Genomic DNA, 14,892 nt, shown 5'->3' with positions numbered 1-14,892 from the left:
ATCTTTGTTCGGACAAGTAGCTCTGGTTCAATTGCCGCGGCTACATTTTTAGATTAAATCGGCTCCAACTAAATACGCTGACTTTAGATTATTTTGCCTTATTGCTTCTGCATATTGCAGTCTTTGAACGATGCTTCTATCATTTTACTGCTACATCGAGGATGCTTTCAATTTTAAGATAAAATCTTTTCCCATATTTATGTTCACTTTTTTATCTTTTAAAAACTCATTAATAGCTGAGTTTGCGATTAAAACTTTGTGTAAGTCTCGTGCAACGGCGGTTCCTCTTATCTTATTAGTGACTTCGCCTTTTTCAATGTTTAAATTAAAAGTATATCCTGCTGAATCTCTGTCACCCGCTGCTTCAAATTCAGTTTTATCTAGTTGCAGTGTTGCATTTCTCTGCAAGGAATTCTTTAATTGTATTCTTATTACAGGTAAATATTTTTTCCAAAGTGGTATGTATTTTTCAATTTCCATAGTTCTCTATTTATATTAATTTTCCCTCAAACGCCCTCTTCAGTATGCTTTGCCTTAACGCTTCTGCTTGTTGTAAACTTTGGTTTATGCTTTCCTCTATTTTATCGGCTACACTAAAGCGGCTTTCAATTTCTTGAACAACTTGTTGTTGTTCTTCTGGCGAACAAACAACAATAATGTATGCTTTTAATCTTGGTACGTCCAAATTGTCGACTGTTGTTCCATCTTTAGCACACTCGTTTCTAATATCTTGTTCATTTGCAATGCAATTCCAATATACAAATAGAGGATTAGCGTCATGTAATGTAAGCGATTGCAAATCTTGATTTGTGGTTAGCTCTTTTCCAGCGATCGCTATAGGAAGAGTGCGTCTGATGATTCCACTTCTTACCACAAAAAGTATCGAATCTTTTTTAATCAACTTAGCAGAGGACTGATCAATTGATTCTTTTGTTATTTTATCCTGAGTATCATGAATCACGTTTGTTTTCATGTCTTTGGGAGACACCCAAAGTACATTGCCGCTTGTCCAAAATTTTGAGTTTTGTTTTGACGGAGTTCCTCCGCCAGTCCATTTGCCAATTTCATTTAGCTTCACCCATTTCCACCCCTCCGGCAATTCCCCATCCTTCACATTCTCATTCGTCAACTTCCCCTCAAACGCCCATTTCAACACCGCCTGGCGGTAGGTTTTTAGTTGCTGCTGTGCGGTTTTTAATTGTTCTATGCCTTTGTCTAACTCACTAAATAGTTCTTCTATTTTGGAAACAATGGCTTGTTGGATGGGTAAGGGAGGAAGTGGGATGTTTAATTCAGAAAATTTCGATAACGATATTTCTTTAAAAGTTGTTCCACTTGCAACACTTTCAGCCATTTGCTTCGCGGACTTTAAAAAGTAATACAAATAATTACTGTCAGTATGGTCATTTGGTATAATGCTTTTGAAACCTTGATTGGTCGCCATCTCATTTGATGCTATCGCTACATACCCGATTGGAGCTCTTGAAGAAAATAAAACGGAACCTTTCGGCATCAGTCTGGCTGACGAATTTTTTAATCCGTCGACTGTAATTGATTTTGCGCCTTTTGAAATTTCCTTTCTTTTATATCCAGTCAAATCGGCTGGTGATATCCAACTGATGTTTCCGCCCCAGTATTCTGGAATTGCAGTAGAGGGAGTGCCTCCTGAAATAATTTTTCCGATTTCGGATAGCTTGAAAAAATTCCAATCTTTCGGTAACTGATTTATTTTTTGCTTTTCACTCATTGCTCAATAATAATTTCCAGTACAAGTGTGCGACGCCCGCCTGACCGGGTCGGGCAGGCAACAATGCTTTATAGTAGCACTACTGCCCGGCCCACAAAAAAATATTTACTTTATTACTCAATAATGCTTCCTACTTGTAATTCTTCTACATTAAATTCTGGCATTTCATCATAAGTCCTTCCTTTTAATAATCGTCCTGTTTTCTTCTTATTTGTACCTCCCCACTGTTTAAAGAAGAATGCAACGTCAGCCATTTGGCATTGGTCCATGATATCCAATACCCAATCCTCGTTCATCGGTCTGGCTTTTCGTCCGCTTTCACCACCTACAATTACCCAATCAATATTTGTAAGATTCATGTCAGGTAGTTCACCGATCAACGGTTCGCAGGATAGAAATTTTGTCCGGGCATTGGTTTGCCTCAATTCATCAATCCTATGCATTACTCTTTTATCTTCTACAGATACGCCCATCCATATATTATGTGGCCATGGAAGCTGTTCATGTAGTTCTAATAGCCTGTCGGCTCTTTTTGTCAACACCTGGAAAGTATGTTGCGGGTTTTCCCGCATTGTTTTAAAAACCTTTTGGATAAAGGAAAGCGGCACATCTTTGTGAAACAGATCACTCATTGAGTTTACAAATACAACTTTCTGTTTTTTCCATGTGTAAGGTATTTGCAAGGCATCTTCGTGCAATGCAAGTTTAAAAGCATGTTTATATTTTTCGATGCCCATAGCTTGTAACCGCTTTGCCATTACTTCTGCATAACAATATTTGCAACCGGCGGATATTTTAGTACAACCAGTTACAGGATTCCACGTCATCTCAGTCCATTCTATACTTGATTGTGCCATGTTAGATTGATTTAATTATATCTTTTGCAATTTTTACTGCATTTTTATTATTTGACGCAAAAACAAAATGAAAGATCGGTGTATTCATTGAATTTTTTAGTACAAGCGGTTTATCAGTAACTTCTTTCCAGATTGTTTTTAAGCGTTCAATGTAAATTTCTGCAATTAATTCAATAGGCCTGGAAACTTTCTCAACTACTTCCTCGTCACCAAAAAGCGTTTGTTTATGTTCCTTTTTATAAAACCTGCTCCTTATTTCTTCTTCATTCAGCCCAAAAAAGGATTGCAACTTATCAAGGTGAGTTAATTTACCCGCTTTATCCAGTAACCTGTTTACGATAACGCCAGTAGGTACCAAAATCCAAACATCAGATCTGGTGTCTTTTAAAGCGGCTATTGATTCCCAATTTATTTGCATGCCAAAAGGATCCAGCAAAATTAATGATGCATATTTACTGGGATGCGTTTTCATAACTGTTGCTAATTCTTTGATCCATTGATTGGAATCTCCAGGCTTAAATACTAGCTTTTTATTTTTTGCGGCATCTAATTTTTGAAGTGTTGCTTTTAATTTCTCAAGAGAAGATTCATTTAAATCTATGAAATAATAAAAATCGAATTGATGTTCAATTGAAGTATTCAATATTAGTTCTGCAGCACCCTTATATAAATTCTCTTCATCTTCTGTAAGACTTAATTGTTTGTATAACTCGGTTTTTGTTTCTTTATTCCTGGTACCACTGCCAGCAAAGCCATCAAAATATATTGTTTGCCAATAGTTGTACTTTTTCATTATTGCAAGATATGCCCATACATACTTGCTAAAAGCCTGTAATTTTTTGTGAGTCCAGGTACCGCCCCATTCATTGCCAGGCGGCTCTTTTAACACATTTTTGTTCCAGGTCATGTAAAAGGGTTTTAAAGGGTGTAACAAACAATAAGTATTTTTTTTTTTCAATAGTTATATAAAATCAACACGTTTTTGTCTACGCCACCAGCACCTCATTCAACTCATCCAAAATCTTTTCATACTCTTCTCTAAACAACTGGTAAAACCTGCTTAAACCACCATTTCTATTAAACGGGTCAAGTTCAAAATCATCTTTCTCAACATGAAAGCTGTTGGCTATATAATCTTTTATCATGCGCAGCCACCGCATTTGTTCTTCGGTAAAACGGTTATGCTGGCCGGCATTCTGTTTTAAGATCCATTGCTGAAAATTTTTATCAACCATTTTATCATACACCGTCAGCTTTTCATCTATGCCGCTGTTATAGCGGAGAATGCTGACCAATGCAGTCAATTCATTTTTTGCAGAGCCATCTGCCTGTTTTAATTGCTCATAAGCCTTCCACACTTCCACAGGCGCCAGCAAAGGTTGCTCTGTTTTTATTTTTTCACAAAGCTCTTTTATCATGTTGTAAGTAAGCTCACGGCGGCGGTAGGGCTGGCTGTAAAAGATCTGCAAGGCGGTGATCGCATCCTTATGCGCTTCTATCCATGCCTTAAAATTGCTGATAGTGCCCTCAGCAGCAGCCTGCCGGTCTTTTACCCAACCAATATTCGTGATCTCATCTAAATTGATATGGTCGATCACCTGGTCGTATTTCTTGCGCACATCCAGAATATAGTTGCGCAATTCCGGGTTGTTAAATATTTCTACTGCCTGCTCAACTATGCGGGAATGGTAAGTAGCAACTTGCTCGTTTATTTCATTGGGCGATGCGTCTGGCTTTTCGGCCGCTGCCTTTTGCCTTAAGCCTTCCACCGTATCAGGATCATAGGCATTCAACAATTCCTTTACTACATGGTGAATATTCTGGCCATTGGCATGTCCGGCAAAGGTTGCTTTTTCTTTATCGTTGATCTGTTTGTCCAGCCGTATTAAACGGTTCGCCAGCGTCGTCACTATGTCTTCCTGTGTGTTGCCCATCGCCACATTTTGCAACAGGTCCTTCAAACTCATACCGGGCTTTTTCTCCAAAGGCCGGCTGTCTGTTTTCTGGCTTTGCTCTACACCAATAGCATCAATGATCACAAAATGATCTTTGTTGTATTTGGCTCCCTTACCTGTAGATTTTAATTGCTCCACTCCACAGGTTCTTGTGCCGCGGCCTTTCATTTGCTCATAATAGCTGCGGCTTTTTACATCACGCATAAACAACAATACTTCCAGCGGACGAATATCTGTACCTGTAGCAATCATATCTACCGTTACAGCAATCCGTGGAAAATACCCATTACGAAATTCGCTGAGAATTGTTTTTGGGTCTTCTTTACTTTGATAAGTGATCTTTTTGCAAAACTTATTTTCCTCACCAAATTCCTCGCGCACTATTTCAATAATGTCTTCCGCATGGCTGTCCGTTTTCGCAAATATGAGCGTTTTAGGCACTTCAAAAACCGCTTCGCCACCGCCTTCATCGGGTACAAAGCGATCCGGAAACATAGCGGGCAGATTTTCTTTTACGGCCTTGATAATGGTTCGGATCTGGCTTTTATTTACGATATCCCGGTCCAGTTGACGTCCGTTGTATTCAATATCTTCATCTACTGCTTCCCAGAATTTTCGTCTTGTTAAACGTTCGCGTTTATCTACCATTTCACCCATCTTGATGGCACCACCTTTTTGCGTGATCTTCGTTTCTATGGTGAATACGTTGTACGGAACCAATACGCCATCAATCACGGCTTTTTCATAGCCATAATCGCTTACCAGGTTTTGATGGAAATAGCCAAAAGTGCGGTTGTCAGGTGTGGCCGTCAAACCAATTTGAAACGCATCAAAATAGTCGAGTACCTGTTTCCATAAATTGTAAATGCTGCGATGGCATTCATCAATTACAATGAAATCAAAAAACTCAATGGGGATCTCTTTATTGTAAACAACCGGTAATGGTTCTTTGGTTGCAAAATGCTCGTTCGGATTTTCTTCTTCCGCACTTTCATCCAGTTCAGTTCCCTTTAAAATGGAATACATACGTTGAATGGTTGAAATGTACACCTTATTATCAGCCGGAATATAACTGCTCTTTAAACGTGTAACGGGATAAAGCTCTGTGAACTTGCGGTTATCATCGTTCGGCAGGAAGCTCATAAATTCCTGCTCTGCCTGTTCTCCAAGGTTCTTTGTATCAACCAAAAACAAAATGCGGCCGGCTTTGGCATATTTAAGCAGACGATAAATAAAAGTAATGGCCGTAAATGTTTTGCCGCTACCGGTAGCCATCTGGATTAAAGCCAGCGGCTTTGCCTGCTTAAAAGATTTTTCCAGGTTATTAATAGCTGCGATCTGGCAATCCCTTAAACCTTGTTCCGGCAGTGCGGGCAGATCATGCAATCTTGTGCGCAATGATTTATCCTGCTTTAACCAGTTGGAAAATGTTTCCGGGCGGTGGAAAGTAAACACAGGTCTTGAACGGGGCTTCCTATCGCGATAATCGGTAAAGCGGGTTACTTCACCTGTGCTTTCGTATCCAAAGAATAAAGGTTGGTTGTTCAGGTATTTCAGCTTTGCAGTTGCATAACCTTCGGTCTGATCTTCGTGCATGGTAAGGCGAACGCCTTCGTCTGCCCGCTTGGCTTCAATAATACCAACAGCCTGCCTGTTTACAAACAATGCATAATCAGCAGGGCCAATATCGGTTTGATATTCTCTAACTGCAACGCCAACACCTGCACTTAAATTGATTTGATTTTTGTTTTGAATAAGCCAGCCACTGGCAAGCAGCTGTCTGTCTATTTCATCGCGGGCAAGTTGTTCAGGATTCTGGTTAGTCAAAGCCTAGAGGTTAAGAATGGCTAAAGTAAAGGTTTAGTGGGAAATGAGCAAAAATAGCTATGGGCTGTCAGCTTTTAGCTTTGGGTATCAGGTGTCAGGTATCAGGTTTCAGGTTAAGAGTATAACGTCTAACGTAGGTATAAGGCATAAGATGTAAGGTATCCTGACAATTTGTTAAACCGAAATAAAAAGCCATTTTGCTTAATTTGCAAAATGGCTTTTTAAACACCTTTATCAGGTTAATGCAGTTTTCTTAAGGACGCATAACATCAGGCCTCAAGCCTTATACCTCATACCTGACACCTGATACCTGCCCGCTCACAGCTATTTCAGCACTGGCAGAATGATCTTGCTGGCATTCACACCATCATGAAATATTTTGATATCGCTTTTAATGAAGTCTTTGTCATCGCAATGGTAGATGTCGACAAACTGTTGAGGGTTTCTGTCAACCAACGGGAACCATGTGCTTTGGATCTGCACCATTATGCGGTGGCCTTTTTTGAACGTGTGTGCAACATCCCCCAACTTGTACTTTACATTTTCAACCTTGCCGGGTGTAAATGCAACCGGTTTTTCAAAGCTATTGCGGAAACGGCCTCTGAATACTTCGCCATGAACCAGCATCTGGTAGCCGCTCATGGTGTAGCTTTTAGGAGCAGTTTTGCGTTGCTGCGGTTCTTCATCGCCGTAAGCAAAATTGTCGGGGAACACATCGATCAGTTTTACTACAAAGTCGGCATCGGTTGTAGAAATGCTGGTAAACAGATCCGCAACAACATTACCTGTAACCGTAACGTCTTCTGTTAATGAATCTGTCTGAAATACCAATACATCTGGTCTGCGCGCAGCAAAACGCTGGTCATCTGTCATGTATTCTCTTGTTCTGTCGAAGTGTACATCTTCAGTGTAAGGAACCGGCTTGCCGGGATCACTGGTATATTCACTAAAGCTTTTCTGTCCCGAAGGTTTGTTCCATGACAGTTGCTGATTGGCTTGCAGATAAATCGCTTTATCTTCTTTTCCGGCAGGAGGCCATTGCTGGAATTGTTTCCACTCGTTAGCACCTGTGATGAAAATACTTGCTTCTGGTATGGAAGAAATGTCTCCTTTGCCCTGCAGGTAATAATTAAAGAAAGGAATCTCTATGTTTTGCTGATACCACTCTGATGTGTTTGATCCAAAACGAACGTTGCCTAAATGAGTGCCATCCTTGCTTGCCCATTGTCCGTGATACCAGGGACCCATTACAATCTTATTGAACGCTTTTCCTATGTTGTTCTTTTCAGCAGCGAGGTAAGCATTCCATGCTCCCCAGTTGTCTTCTGCATCAAAGTTTCCGCCAACCCAAAGCATCGCTGGTTCCAGCACTTTTGTCGCGTTTCTTGCATCACGCGCTTTCCAGAAATCGTCATAATTAGGATGACTGTAAAGATCTTTCCAGAACTTGATACTGTCGCCCATCAGCTTAGCAAAATTCTTCAAAGCGCCTGTTTCCAGGTAGAATTTATAGTTGTCTTTGGTATAATATTCAAATCCTTTGGGGCCTACTGTTGTAGGCTGCGGTCTTGGCTTTCCGAACGAGTTATAAAAGGCAAATCCATCTAAAAAAAAGAATGCACCATTATGGTGAAAGTCATCTCCGATGAACCAGTTGGTTACCGGTGCCTGCGGACTCACTGCTTTTAATGCAGGGTGGTTGCTTGCTGCTGCCATGGTAGAGTAGAAGCCGGGGTAGGAAATACCAAATACACCTACTTTGCCATTGTTGCCCGGAATGTTTTTCACTAACCAGTCGATAGCATCATAGGTATCGCTTGATTCGTCAATATCTGTTTTTGTCTTTTTTGCCGGATTAAAAGGACGCACATCTACAAATTCTCCCTCGCTCATCCAACGGCCGCGTACATCTTGTGTGATGATGATATAGCCTTCTTTCAGGTATGCGAGTTTGTAAGAATTGTAAATAGCAGACCATTTATCCTCTCCGTAAGGTGCGCAGGAGTACGGTGTGCGTGTCATCAGCATGGGATGTTTTACAGTCGTGTCCTTTGGCATATATACCGAAGTGAACAGCTTAACACCATCGCGCATGGGGATTTGCAATTCTTTCTTGATGTAATGTTCTCTGAACCAGATAGAGTCTGCATTCTGGGCATTTGCATAACATGCAGCCAGAAGCAGGATTAGTACAAGTGATTTTCTCATAGACGTATAATAAATGAAACTTTAAAAAAGCAGTTAAGGTAACTATTTCTTCAACTAAAAGAAAAGATCTCACAGTTAGATCGGTAATTAATATTGTTTTCACCGGCAAGGGAGTAGATAATACAGTTACACAGAGCTTCACAGAGGGCACACTGAATTGCACAGAGTCCAGGAAAGCATAAAAAAGCTATTATTGAATAGACAATTCTCTGAGTTACTATATAAAAGAGAAAGCCTCCGTTTTGCGGAGGCTTTTCTTATCGGTTAGTTTATTCAACCTTTGTTACTTTAAGCGTATTTGTCGGAAGATGCAGGTTAATAGGTGTGCTACCTGTGTTTACCACCACATCATTTGCTTTTACAAATCCTCTTTCTTTCAGGATGTTGATCTGGTCGAAGATGATATCATCAAGACTTTCTTCTTCATCGTAATAGAAGGCACGTACGCCCCAGCTGAGGCTTAACTGGTTAACCAGCTTTTTCTTTTTGGTGAAAACATACAATGGTGATTTCGGCCTGTAACTGCTCAGCACAAATCCTGTATAACCACTTTGGGTCATACCTATTAAAGCATCAGCGCTAAGGTCCCTGGCTATTTTACACGCATTGTAGCAAATGGCATCACTCAGGAATGAAGGAGACTTTGGCTGTGGCTTCAAATCTTCTTCACGGTTATAACGATATTCAGTGCGTTCAACTTCTTTAATGATCTTGCACATGGTTTCAACCACCAGTGCAGGGTGATTACCTGTAGCAGTTTCACCACTCAGCATAACAGCATCAGCTCCCTCCAATACAGCGTTGGCCACGTCTGTAATTTCACTACGGTTAGGTTTAACCCTGTCAATCATACTCTCCATCATCTGGGTAGCAACGATTACAGGTTTACCGCGGTGCAGACATTTACGGATGATGTCGCGCTGTGCCATCGGAACCTTTTCCACAGGAAGTTCAACACCCAGGTCACCACGTGCAACCATCACACCATCAGATTCAATGATGATATTGCGAAGATCTTCCAATGCTGAAGGCATTTCAATTTTCGCCATTACTTTGATGTTGCTGCCTTTTTCATTCACGCGTCTTTTCAGATCGATGATATCTTCTGCTTGTCTTACGAAAGACAATGCCAACCAGTCAAGATCCTGTTCCATGATGAACTCAAAATCAATGATATCCTTTTCGGTCATCGCTGGCAGGGAGATCTTCGTATCAGGCAGGTTAACTCCTTTCTTTGGCAGCAATGTACCTCCGTAAGTAACCACAACTTTTACGTCGCCGGTTGTTTTGTCAATTTCAACAACAACAACTTCAATCTTACCGTCGTCAATCAATATTTTGTTTCCTACTGCAACATCTTCGTGCAGGTTAGGATAAGAAACATAGATCTTTTCTTTAGTTCCTACAACCTTTTCTGTTGAAGTGAAAGTAAGAATGTCGCCCTTTGCAATTGGCAAGGCGCCATTTTCAATTTCTCCAACGCGCAATTTAGGTCCCTGCAAATCGGCAAGGATGGCAATATTGTAAGGTTCAGTACTGTTTATCTTACGAATGTGCTGGATAATTTCAGCTTTGTTTTCGTGTGAACCGTGTGAAAAGTTCAAGCGAAAAACATTCACGCCTGCTTTTACCAGTTCCAGTAATTTGTCATAGGTGTCGCAAGCCGGACCAACGGTGGCCACAATCTTGGTCCTGTGAAATGTGTGTTGAAGACCTGCTTCCTTGTCCATTTCGGCATGCAGATACTTGGTGATGTCTTTTGACATAAGTTTTTTACTTTAATAGAAGATTAACTCGCAAGGATTTTTACAATTTTCAGCCATTCGTCACTAAATCTCTGTTTTTCACGGATAGCTATTTCGAGCGGTGTGTATTTCATGGCATTATCCAGAATTCCAACCATTACATTGTGACGACCTTGCAATAAGCTTTCAACAGCGTGATACCCCATGCGGCTTGCGATGAGCCTGTCAATACAACTTGGAGAACCACCTCTTTGAAGGTGTCCGAGTATTGTTACTTTGGTATCCAGATTGGGTAATTGCTGTTTTACAATTTCTGCAATGTGGTTAGCGCCGCCGGATTTGTGTCCTTCTGCAACCACAATCAGGTTAACCAGTTTTTTTCTTTTTTCTTTTTCCGACAAACCTGCAATAACTTCTTCAACGCTGGTGTCTTCTTCAGGAATAAGAATATGTTCAGCACCGGTGGCAATGCCGCTATGTAGTGCTATATAACCTGCGTCGCGACCCATAACTTCAACAATGAAGAGTCTGTCATGAGCGTCTGCGGTGTCGCGGATTTTGTCGATGGCTTCCACCGCAGTATTTACTGCAGTATCAAAGCCTATGGTGAAATCAGTTCCGTATAAATCTTTGTCAATCGTTCCGGGTATCCCTACACAGGGGAGTCCGAATTCCTCATGCAGTTTCAGCGCGCCAGTAAAACTTCCGTTGCCACCAACCACCACTAGTCCGTCAATGCCTCTCTTAATCAGATTAGCGTAAGCCTTTTGACGGCCTTCAGGACTCATGAACTCTTTACTTCTTGCTGTTTTTAAAATGGTACCTCCGCGTTGTATGATGTTTGCTACTGAGCGGGAATCCATTTTGAAGATATCATCTTCAATCATTCCATTATAGCCTCTTACAACTCCATATACTTCCAATCCATAATATATACCTGTTCTTACTACGGCTCTGATGGCGGCATTCATTCCAGGAGCATCTCCTCCTGAAGTTAATACGGCAATTTTAGTTACTTTCTTTGACATTTTTTTGGAAATCGAATTATCTCATTAAATAGTTTTTATTAAGGATATAGATTCATTAAAAATTATTGAATTTCATTTAATGAGTGCCAAAAATAAGCAATTGTCACAAACAAATTCTGATTTGTGTCATTGTATGAAATATATAATGTAAAAAATACATTGTGCAGTGAAAGATGCTACAAATAACGCTCTTCAATGATTTCCTTGTGATGTAACAAATGTCCGTAAGTAATGAATGCGAATGCATTTGCGGTTGCAGGATTATTGCTTGCAGTTCCCTGGTTTTGAAGCTGGTCTTCGGTGAGAGAAGAGAGCAGAAGATCGGTGGCCAGCCTTACCGCGGCAAATTCATCTTTTATTGATTGAAATGTTCTCCCGTCCGCGCCTGAATTAGCGGCAAATGCATTCTCGTCAAAAGATGCAAGCGGGGTGGCATCTTTTCTTGCAATACGCAATATCCGATACCCGAAAACTCTTTCAGCATCGATAATGTGTTGCAATACTTCTTTCAGCGTCCATTTATTTTCAGCATATGCGTAATCGGCTCTGTCTTCCGGAAGATTAAGATAAAAGTCAAGCATTGCGGACGCGTGATTTTTTATAGCTTCCTGAATTGTGTCACCTTTCACTTTGCTGATATATTTATCAAAGTAAGGAGCATGATCTGATGCTGTTGGCCTTGCCATGGAAATTAGTTTTAGTCTTTATGCTGGTTAGCATTAATCTTTTACCCGTGCGTTCTTAATAGTGGTTTTGGGTAGTTTGTCAATCGGCCTCTTTGCCAGGTCAATTTGTTCCTGCAATGCGGCGGCAAGCTTTATAGCTGCGTAAGCATTTACAAACCCGCCGGTCTGGCACAGATCGTCCATGCAGGCTTTTTCTTTGGTTCCTGGTATAAATAATTGGGTTGAAGTATCAGAAAGAGGAATAGCTGATTTTTCAATAATGTATTTTACCTGTTTTGCGGTGAGGTCAGGATAGTAAGATCTTATAATAGCTGCAATACCCGTAACAACCGGTGCGGCCATACTTGTTCCCTTTAAGAAGCCGTATTCATGGCCGCCGGGTAAAGTGGAATAGATCTTAACGCCTGGTGCAAATACATCAACATTGTTTTTGCCGTAGTTGCTAAAATCTGCAATTATTTTGCCGTCTGCAACTTTGGGATCGCCACTGGCTCCAACATTAATGAAATTGGACGCTTTGCTTCTGAACTCCAGTAATTCGTTGTTGGGATAGTTCGTTTTCTCGTCAATATTAGTGGATTCATTACCCGAAGCGTGTACGATCAATACGTCTTTTGTTTCAGCATAATGAATGGCTTCATCAACCCATTTTTTCTCGGGCGAGAAGCTTTTACCAAAACTCATATTGATAACCCTCGCACCATTGTCCACTGCATATTTTATCGCCAGTGCCACATCTTTATCATATTCATCCCCATCGGGAATCGCTCTCACCATCATTATTTTCACATGATCAGCCACACCCTGTGCGCCCAGATTATTGTCGCGCTGTGCTGCAATAATACCTGAAACGTGTGTGCCATGTAAAGGACTTGGGCCCATTACATCCGCGTTGCCATAGTATTTATCATTGATATTGAAATAATCGTCTCCAATTATCTGCGCCCTGTAATCGGGTGGTGCATTTGTTTTTGCGTCAGCGGCTTCTTTCTTGTTTTCTACATAATCAGAAAGCTCGCTAATAATGGTTGTGTTTTTTTCATCAGCTTCAAAACCAAGCATTTTCATGCAGGTAAGATAACCCATCTTTGCCTGGCGTGCTTTGTTGTTGGATGCTTCAAAATCTTCAACATCCCTGTAGCTGAATTCATCTTTCTTCATTTCATCACGCAACACTTTGTCATGCTTCTTCAAAGCTTTCAGCGTAACATCAAGAAGCATTACTTCCACCTGTTCATCGGAGCTGGAGTTAATTTCTTTTGCAGCTTGTTGCCAAAGCTGGTACTGGTGTTTTTCGTAAGCACCAAGTGTATCTTCATCTATGCTTTTTCCGGAGAATTTATTTTTGAAACGATAGTATACACGCGTTCTTTCATCAACATCTTTTTTAAGATTGCTGCCTTCTTTGTTACCAAGAAAATTCCAGCCGTAATAATCGTCTACATAACCATTGCCATCATCATCAATACCATTGTTGGGAATCTCTTTTGTATTGTGCCACAGAACATTTTTGAGATCTTCGTGCGTTGTATCGACACCCGAATCTATTACTCCAACTATAATAGGTTGAAAAGTCTTGCCTTTTAAAAAGCCGTAGGTTTTGTCAATACTTATGCCATAGAAAGTATCTTTTTGAGGATCAAGCAGGTGCCAGCCTTTGAGTTCGGCCTGTGAATATCCGGAAGAGCTTATTGTGACTATAAAGCAAACAAGCGAAAGCTGTATTAACCAGGTCCTCATCATGTGTCTTTGTTGGAAGAATATACAAAATTGCGAAATTGACTTCCAAAACAGGCATATCAAATGGCAATTTTATGAAATTCTTATATTAAAATCAGTCTTATTAAAAAAAGATAAAAAGCCGCGCCAGCTTTTTAAATTGTCAAATTAACACAATATACAGTTTGTTTGGAAAAATGAAAAAAATGAGCAGCAAGGTTTAAGCTGGCTTAGCCACTTTTAAGGTGACTGCTATCTATCGCAAATATGCTAATTTTACTATATGTCAAAAAAGAAACTGGTAGTGCTTACCGGCGCAGGAATAAGCGCAGAAAGCGGGCTTAAAACGTTTAGAGATAGCGATGGATTATGGGAAGGCTATGATATTGAAGATGTTGCAACGCCCGGGGCATGGCGCAAAAATCCTCAGCTGGTGCTGGAGTTTTACAATTACAGGAGGAGAGAAGTGGCCAAAGCGAACCCCAATGCTGCTCATAAGGGATTGGCGGAACTGCAGAATGATTTTGATGTACATATAATTACCCAAAATATTGACGACCTGCATGAGCGCGGCGGGAGCGAAAAAGTATTGCATCTGCACGGAGAGATCTTTAAAATGAGAAGTGAGTTGGATGAAAGTGTGACTTACGATATAAGAGATGACATCAAAATAGGGGATGTGGCTGCTGATGGCCGTCAATTGCGACCGGCAATTGTTTGGTTTGAAGAACCGGTGCCAATGATAGAAGAAGCCGCGATGGTAACCCGCGGTGCAGATCTGTTTGTTGTTGTAGGAACGTCTCTTGTGGTTTATCCTGCTGCAGGACTGGTTAACTATGCACCATGGCGAATTCCTAAATTCATTCTTGACAAGAAAATCCCTTATACATCATCATTGTACAATCTTACGTCCATCGAAAAATCTGCAACGGAAGGGATAGAAGAGTTGAAAGAGATGTTGAGGAAGATAGTAAGACAGTAAGATAGTAAGACCGTAAGACATGTAAGACATGTAAGACGGGTAAGACGGGTAAGACGGGTAAGACGGGTAAGACGGGTAAGACGGGTAAGACGGGTAAGACGGGTAAGACGGGTAAGACGGGTAAGACGGGTAAGACGG

Annotated in this window: 11 protein-coding genes; 1 reads left to right on the top strand and 10 read right to left on the bottom strand. The window is 40.8% G+C overall.

The window, feature by feature from the left end:
* Positions 1–150 precede the first annotated feature (150 nt).
* From QTN47_RS06760 to QTN47_RS06715, 10 genes are all read right to left on the bottom strand, one after another.
* Positions 151–480, bottom strand: a complete 330-nt coding sequence (locus QTN47_RS06760; protein WP_369328583.1) for a hypothetical protein — start codon at positions 478–480, stop codon at positions 151–153.
* Positions 481–490: 10 nt separating this feature from the next.
* On the bottom strand, positions 491–1,747 hold the full coding sequence (locus tag QTN47_RS06755) for a restriction endonuclease subunit S (RefSeq protein WP_369328582.1): 1,257 nt from the start codon (positions 1,745–1,747) through the stop codon (positions 491–493).
* 113 nt (positions 1,748–1,860) lie between these two features.
* The gene (locus QTN47_RS06750; RefSeq protein ID WP_369328581.1) at positions 1,861–2,604 is read right to left on the bottom strand and encodes a DUF5131 family protein; all 744 of its coding nucleotides are present in this window, start codon (positions 2,602–2,604) and stop codon (positions 1,861–1,863) included.
* Between the two features lies 1 nt (position 2,605).
* Positions 2,606–3,511 (bottom strand): three-Cys-motif partner protein TcmP, encoded by a 906-nt coding sequence (gene tcmP, locus QTN47_RS06745; RefSeq protein WP_369328580.1) that lies wholly within the window; start codon positions 3,509–3,511, stop codon positions 2,606–2,608.
* 79 nt (positions 3,512–3,590) lie between these two features.
* The gene (locus tag QTN47_RS06740) at positions 3,591–6,386 is read right to left on the bottom strand and encodes a type I restriction endonuclease subunit R (RefSeq protein WP_369328579.1); all 2,796 of its coding nucleotides are present in this window, start codon (positions 6,384–6,386) and stop codon (positions 3,591–3,593) included.
* Between the two features lie 324 nt (positions 6,387–6,710).
* The gene (locus tag QTN47_RS06735; protein ID WP_369328578.1) at positions 6,711–8,594 is read right to left on the bottom strand and encodes a CocE/NonD family hydrolase; all 1,884 of its coding nucleotides are present in this window, start codon (positions 8,592–8,594) and stop codon (positions 6,711–6,713) included.
* Positions 8,595–8,863: 269 nt separating this feature from the next.
* Complete coding sequence (gene pyk, locus QTN47_RS06730) at positions 8,864–10,360, bottom strand: pyruvate kinase (protein ID WP_369328577.1); 1,497 nt, start codon at positions 10,358–10,360, stop codon at positions 8,864–8,866.
* Between the two features lie 23 nt (positions 10,361–10,383).
* Positions 10,384–11,367 (bottom strand): 6-phosphofructokinase, encoded by a 984-nt coding sequence (gene pfkA, locus QTN47_RS06725; RefSeq protein ID WP_369328576.1) that lies wholly within the window; start codon positions 11,365–11,367, stop codon positions 10,384–10,386.
* A gap of 176 nt (positions 11,368–11,543) precedes the next feature.
* A complete protein-coding gene (locus QTN47_RS06720) occupies positions 11,544–12,053 on the bottom strand; it encodes a DinB family protein (RefSeq protein ID WP_369328575.1) in 510 nt (169 codons plus the stop codon).
* A gap of 33 nt (positions 12,054–12,086) precedes the next feature.
* Positions 12,087–13,796 carry a S8 family peptidase gene (locus tag QTN47_RS06715; RefSeq protein ID WP_369328574.1) on the bottom strand — a complete coding sequence of 570 codons (1,710 nt, stop codon included), beginning with the start codon at positions 13,794–13,796 and terminating at the stop codon, positions 12,087–12,089.
* Positions 13,797–14,055: 259 nt separating this feature from the next.
* Here QTN47_RS06715 and QTN47_RS06710 point away from each other — a divergent pair, with 259 nt between their 5' ends.
* A complete protein-coding gene (locus QTN47_RS06710) occupies positions 14,056–14,754 on the top strand; it encodes an SIR2 family NAD-dependent protein deacylase (protein WP_369328573.1) in 699 nt (232 codons plus the stop codon).
* Positions 14,755–14,892 lie beyond the last annotated feature (138 nt).

The organism is Danxiaibacter flavus, from assembly GCF_041060425.1.
In the GTDB taxonomy this organism is placed as follows: Bacteria; Bacteroidota; Bacteroidia; order Chitinophagales; family Chitinophagaceae; genus Danxiaibacter; species Danxiaibacter flavus.
This window is presented reverse-complemented; position numbering and strand designations above follow the sequence as displayed.

What these genes read in the sequence shown, in the direction of transcription:
- QTN47_RS06760 (WP_369328583.1), bottom strand. Translation starts at nt 480, where the DNA reads ATGGAAATTGAAAAATACATACCACTTTGGAAAAAATATTTACCTGTA.
- QTN47_RS06755 (WP_369328582.1), bottom strand. Translation starts at nt 1,747, where the DNA reads ATGAGTGAAAAGCAAAAAATAAATCAGTTACCGAAAGATTGGAATTTT.
- QTN47_RS06750 (WP_369328581.1), bottom strand. Translation starts at nt 2,604, where the DNA reads ATGGCACAATCAAGTATAGAATGGACTGAGATGACGTGGAATCCTGTA.
- tcmP (WP_369328580.1), bottom strand. Translation starts at nt 3,511, where the DNA reads ATGACCTGGAACAAAAATGTGTTAAAAGAGCCGCCTGGCAATGAATGG.
- QTN47_RS06735 (WP_369328578.1), bottom strand. Translation starts at nt 8,594, where the DNA reads ATGAGAAAATCACTTGTACTAATCCTGCTTCTGGCTGCATGTTATGCA.
- pyk (WP_369328577.1), bottom strand. Translation starts at nt 10,360, where the DNA reads ATGTCAAAAGACATCACCAAGTATCTGCATGCCGAAATGGACAAGGAA.
- pfkA (WP_369328576.1), bottom strand. Translation starts at nt 11,367, where the DNA reads ATGTCAAAGAAAGTAACTAAAATTGCCGTATTAACTTCAGGAGGAGAT.
- QTN47_RS06720 (WP_369328575.1), bottom strand. Translation starts at nt 12,053, where the DNA reads ATGGCAAGGCCAACAGCATCAGATCATGCTCCTTACTTTGATAAATAT.
- QTN47_RS06715 (WP_369328574.1), bottom strand. Translation starts at nt 13,796, where the DNA reads ATGATGAGGACCTGGTTAATACAGCTTTCGCTTGTTTGCTTTATAGTC.
- QTN47_RS06710 (WP_369328573.1), top strand. Translation starts at nt 14,056, where the DNA reads ATGTCAAAAAAGAAACTGGTAGTGCTTACCGGCGCAGGAATAAGCGCA.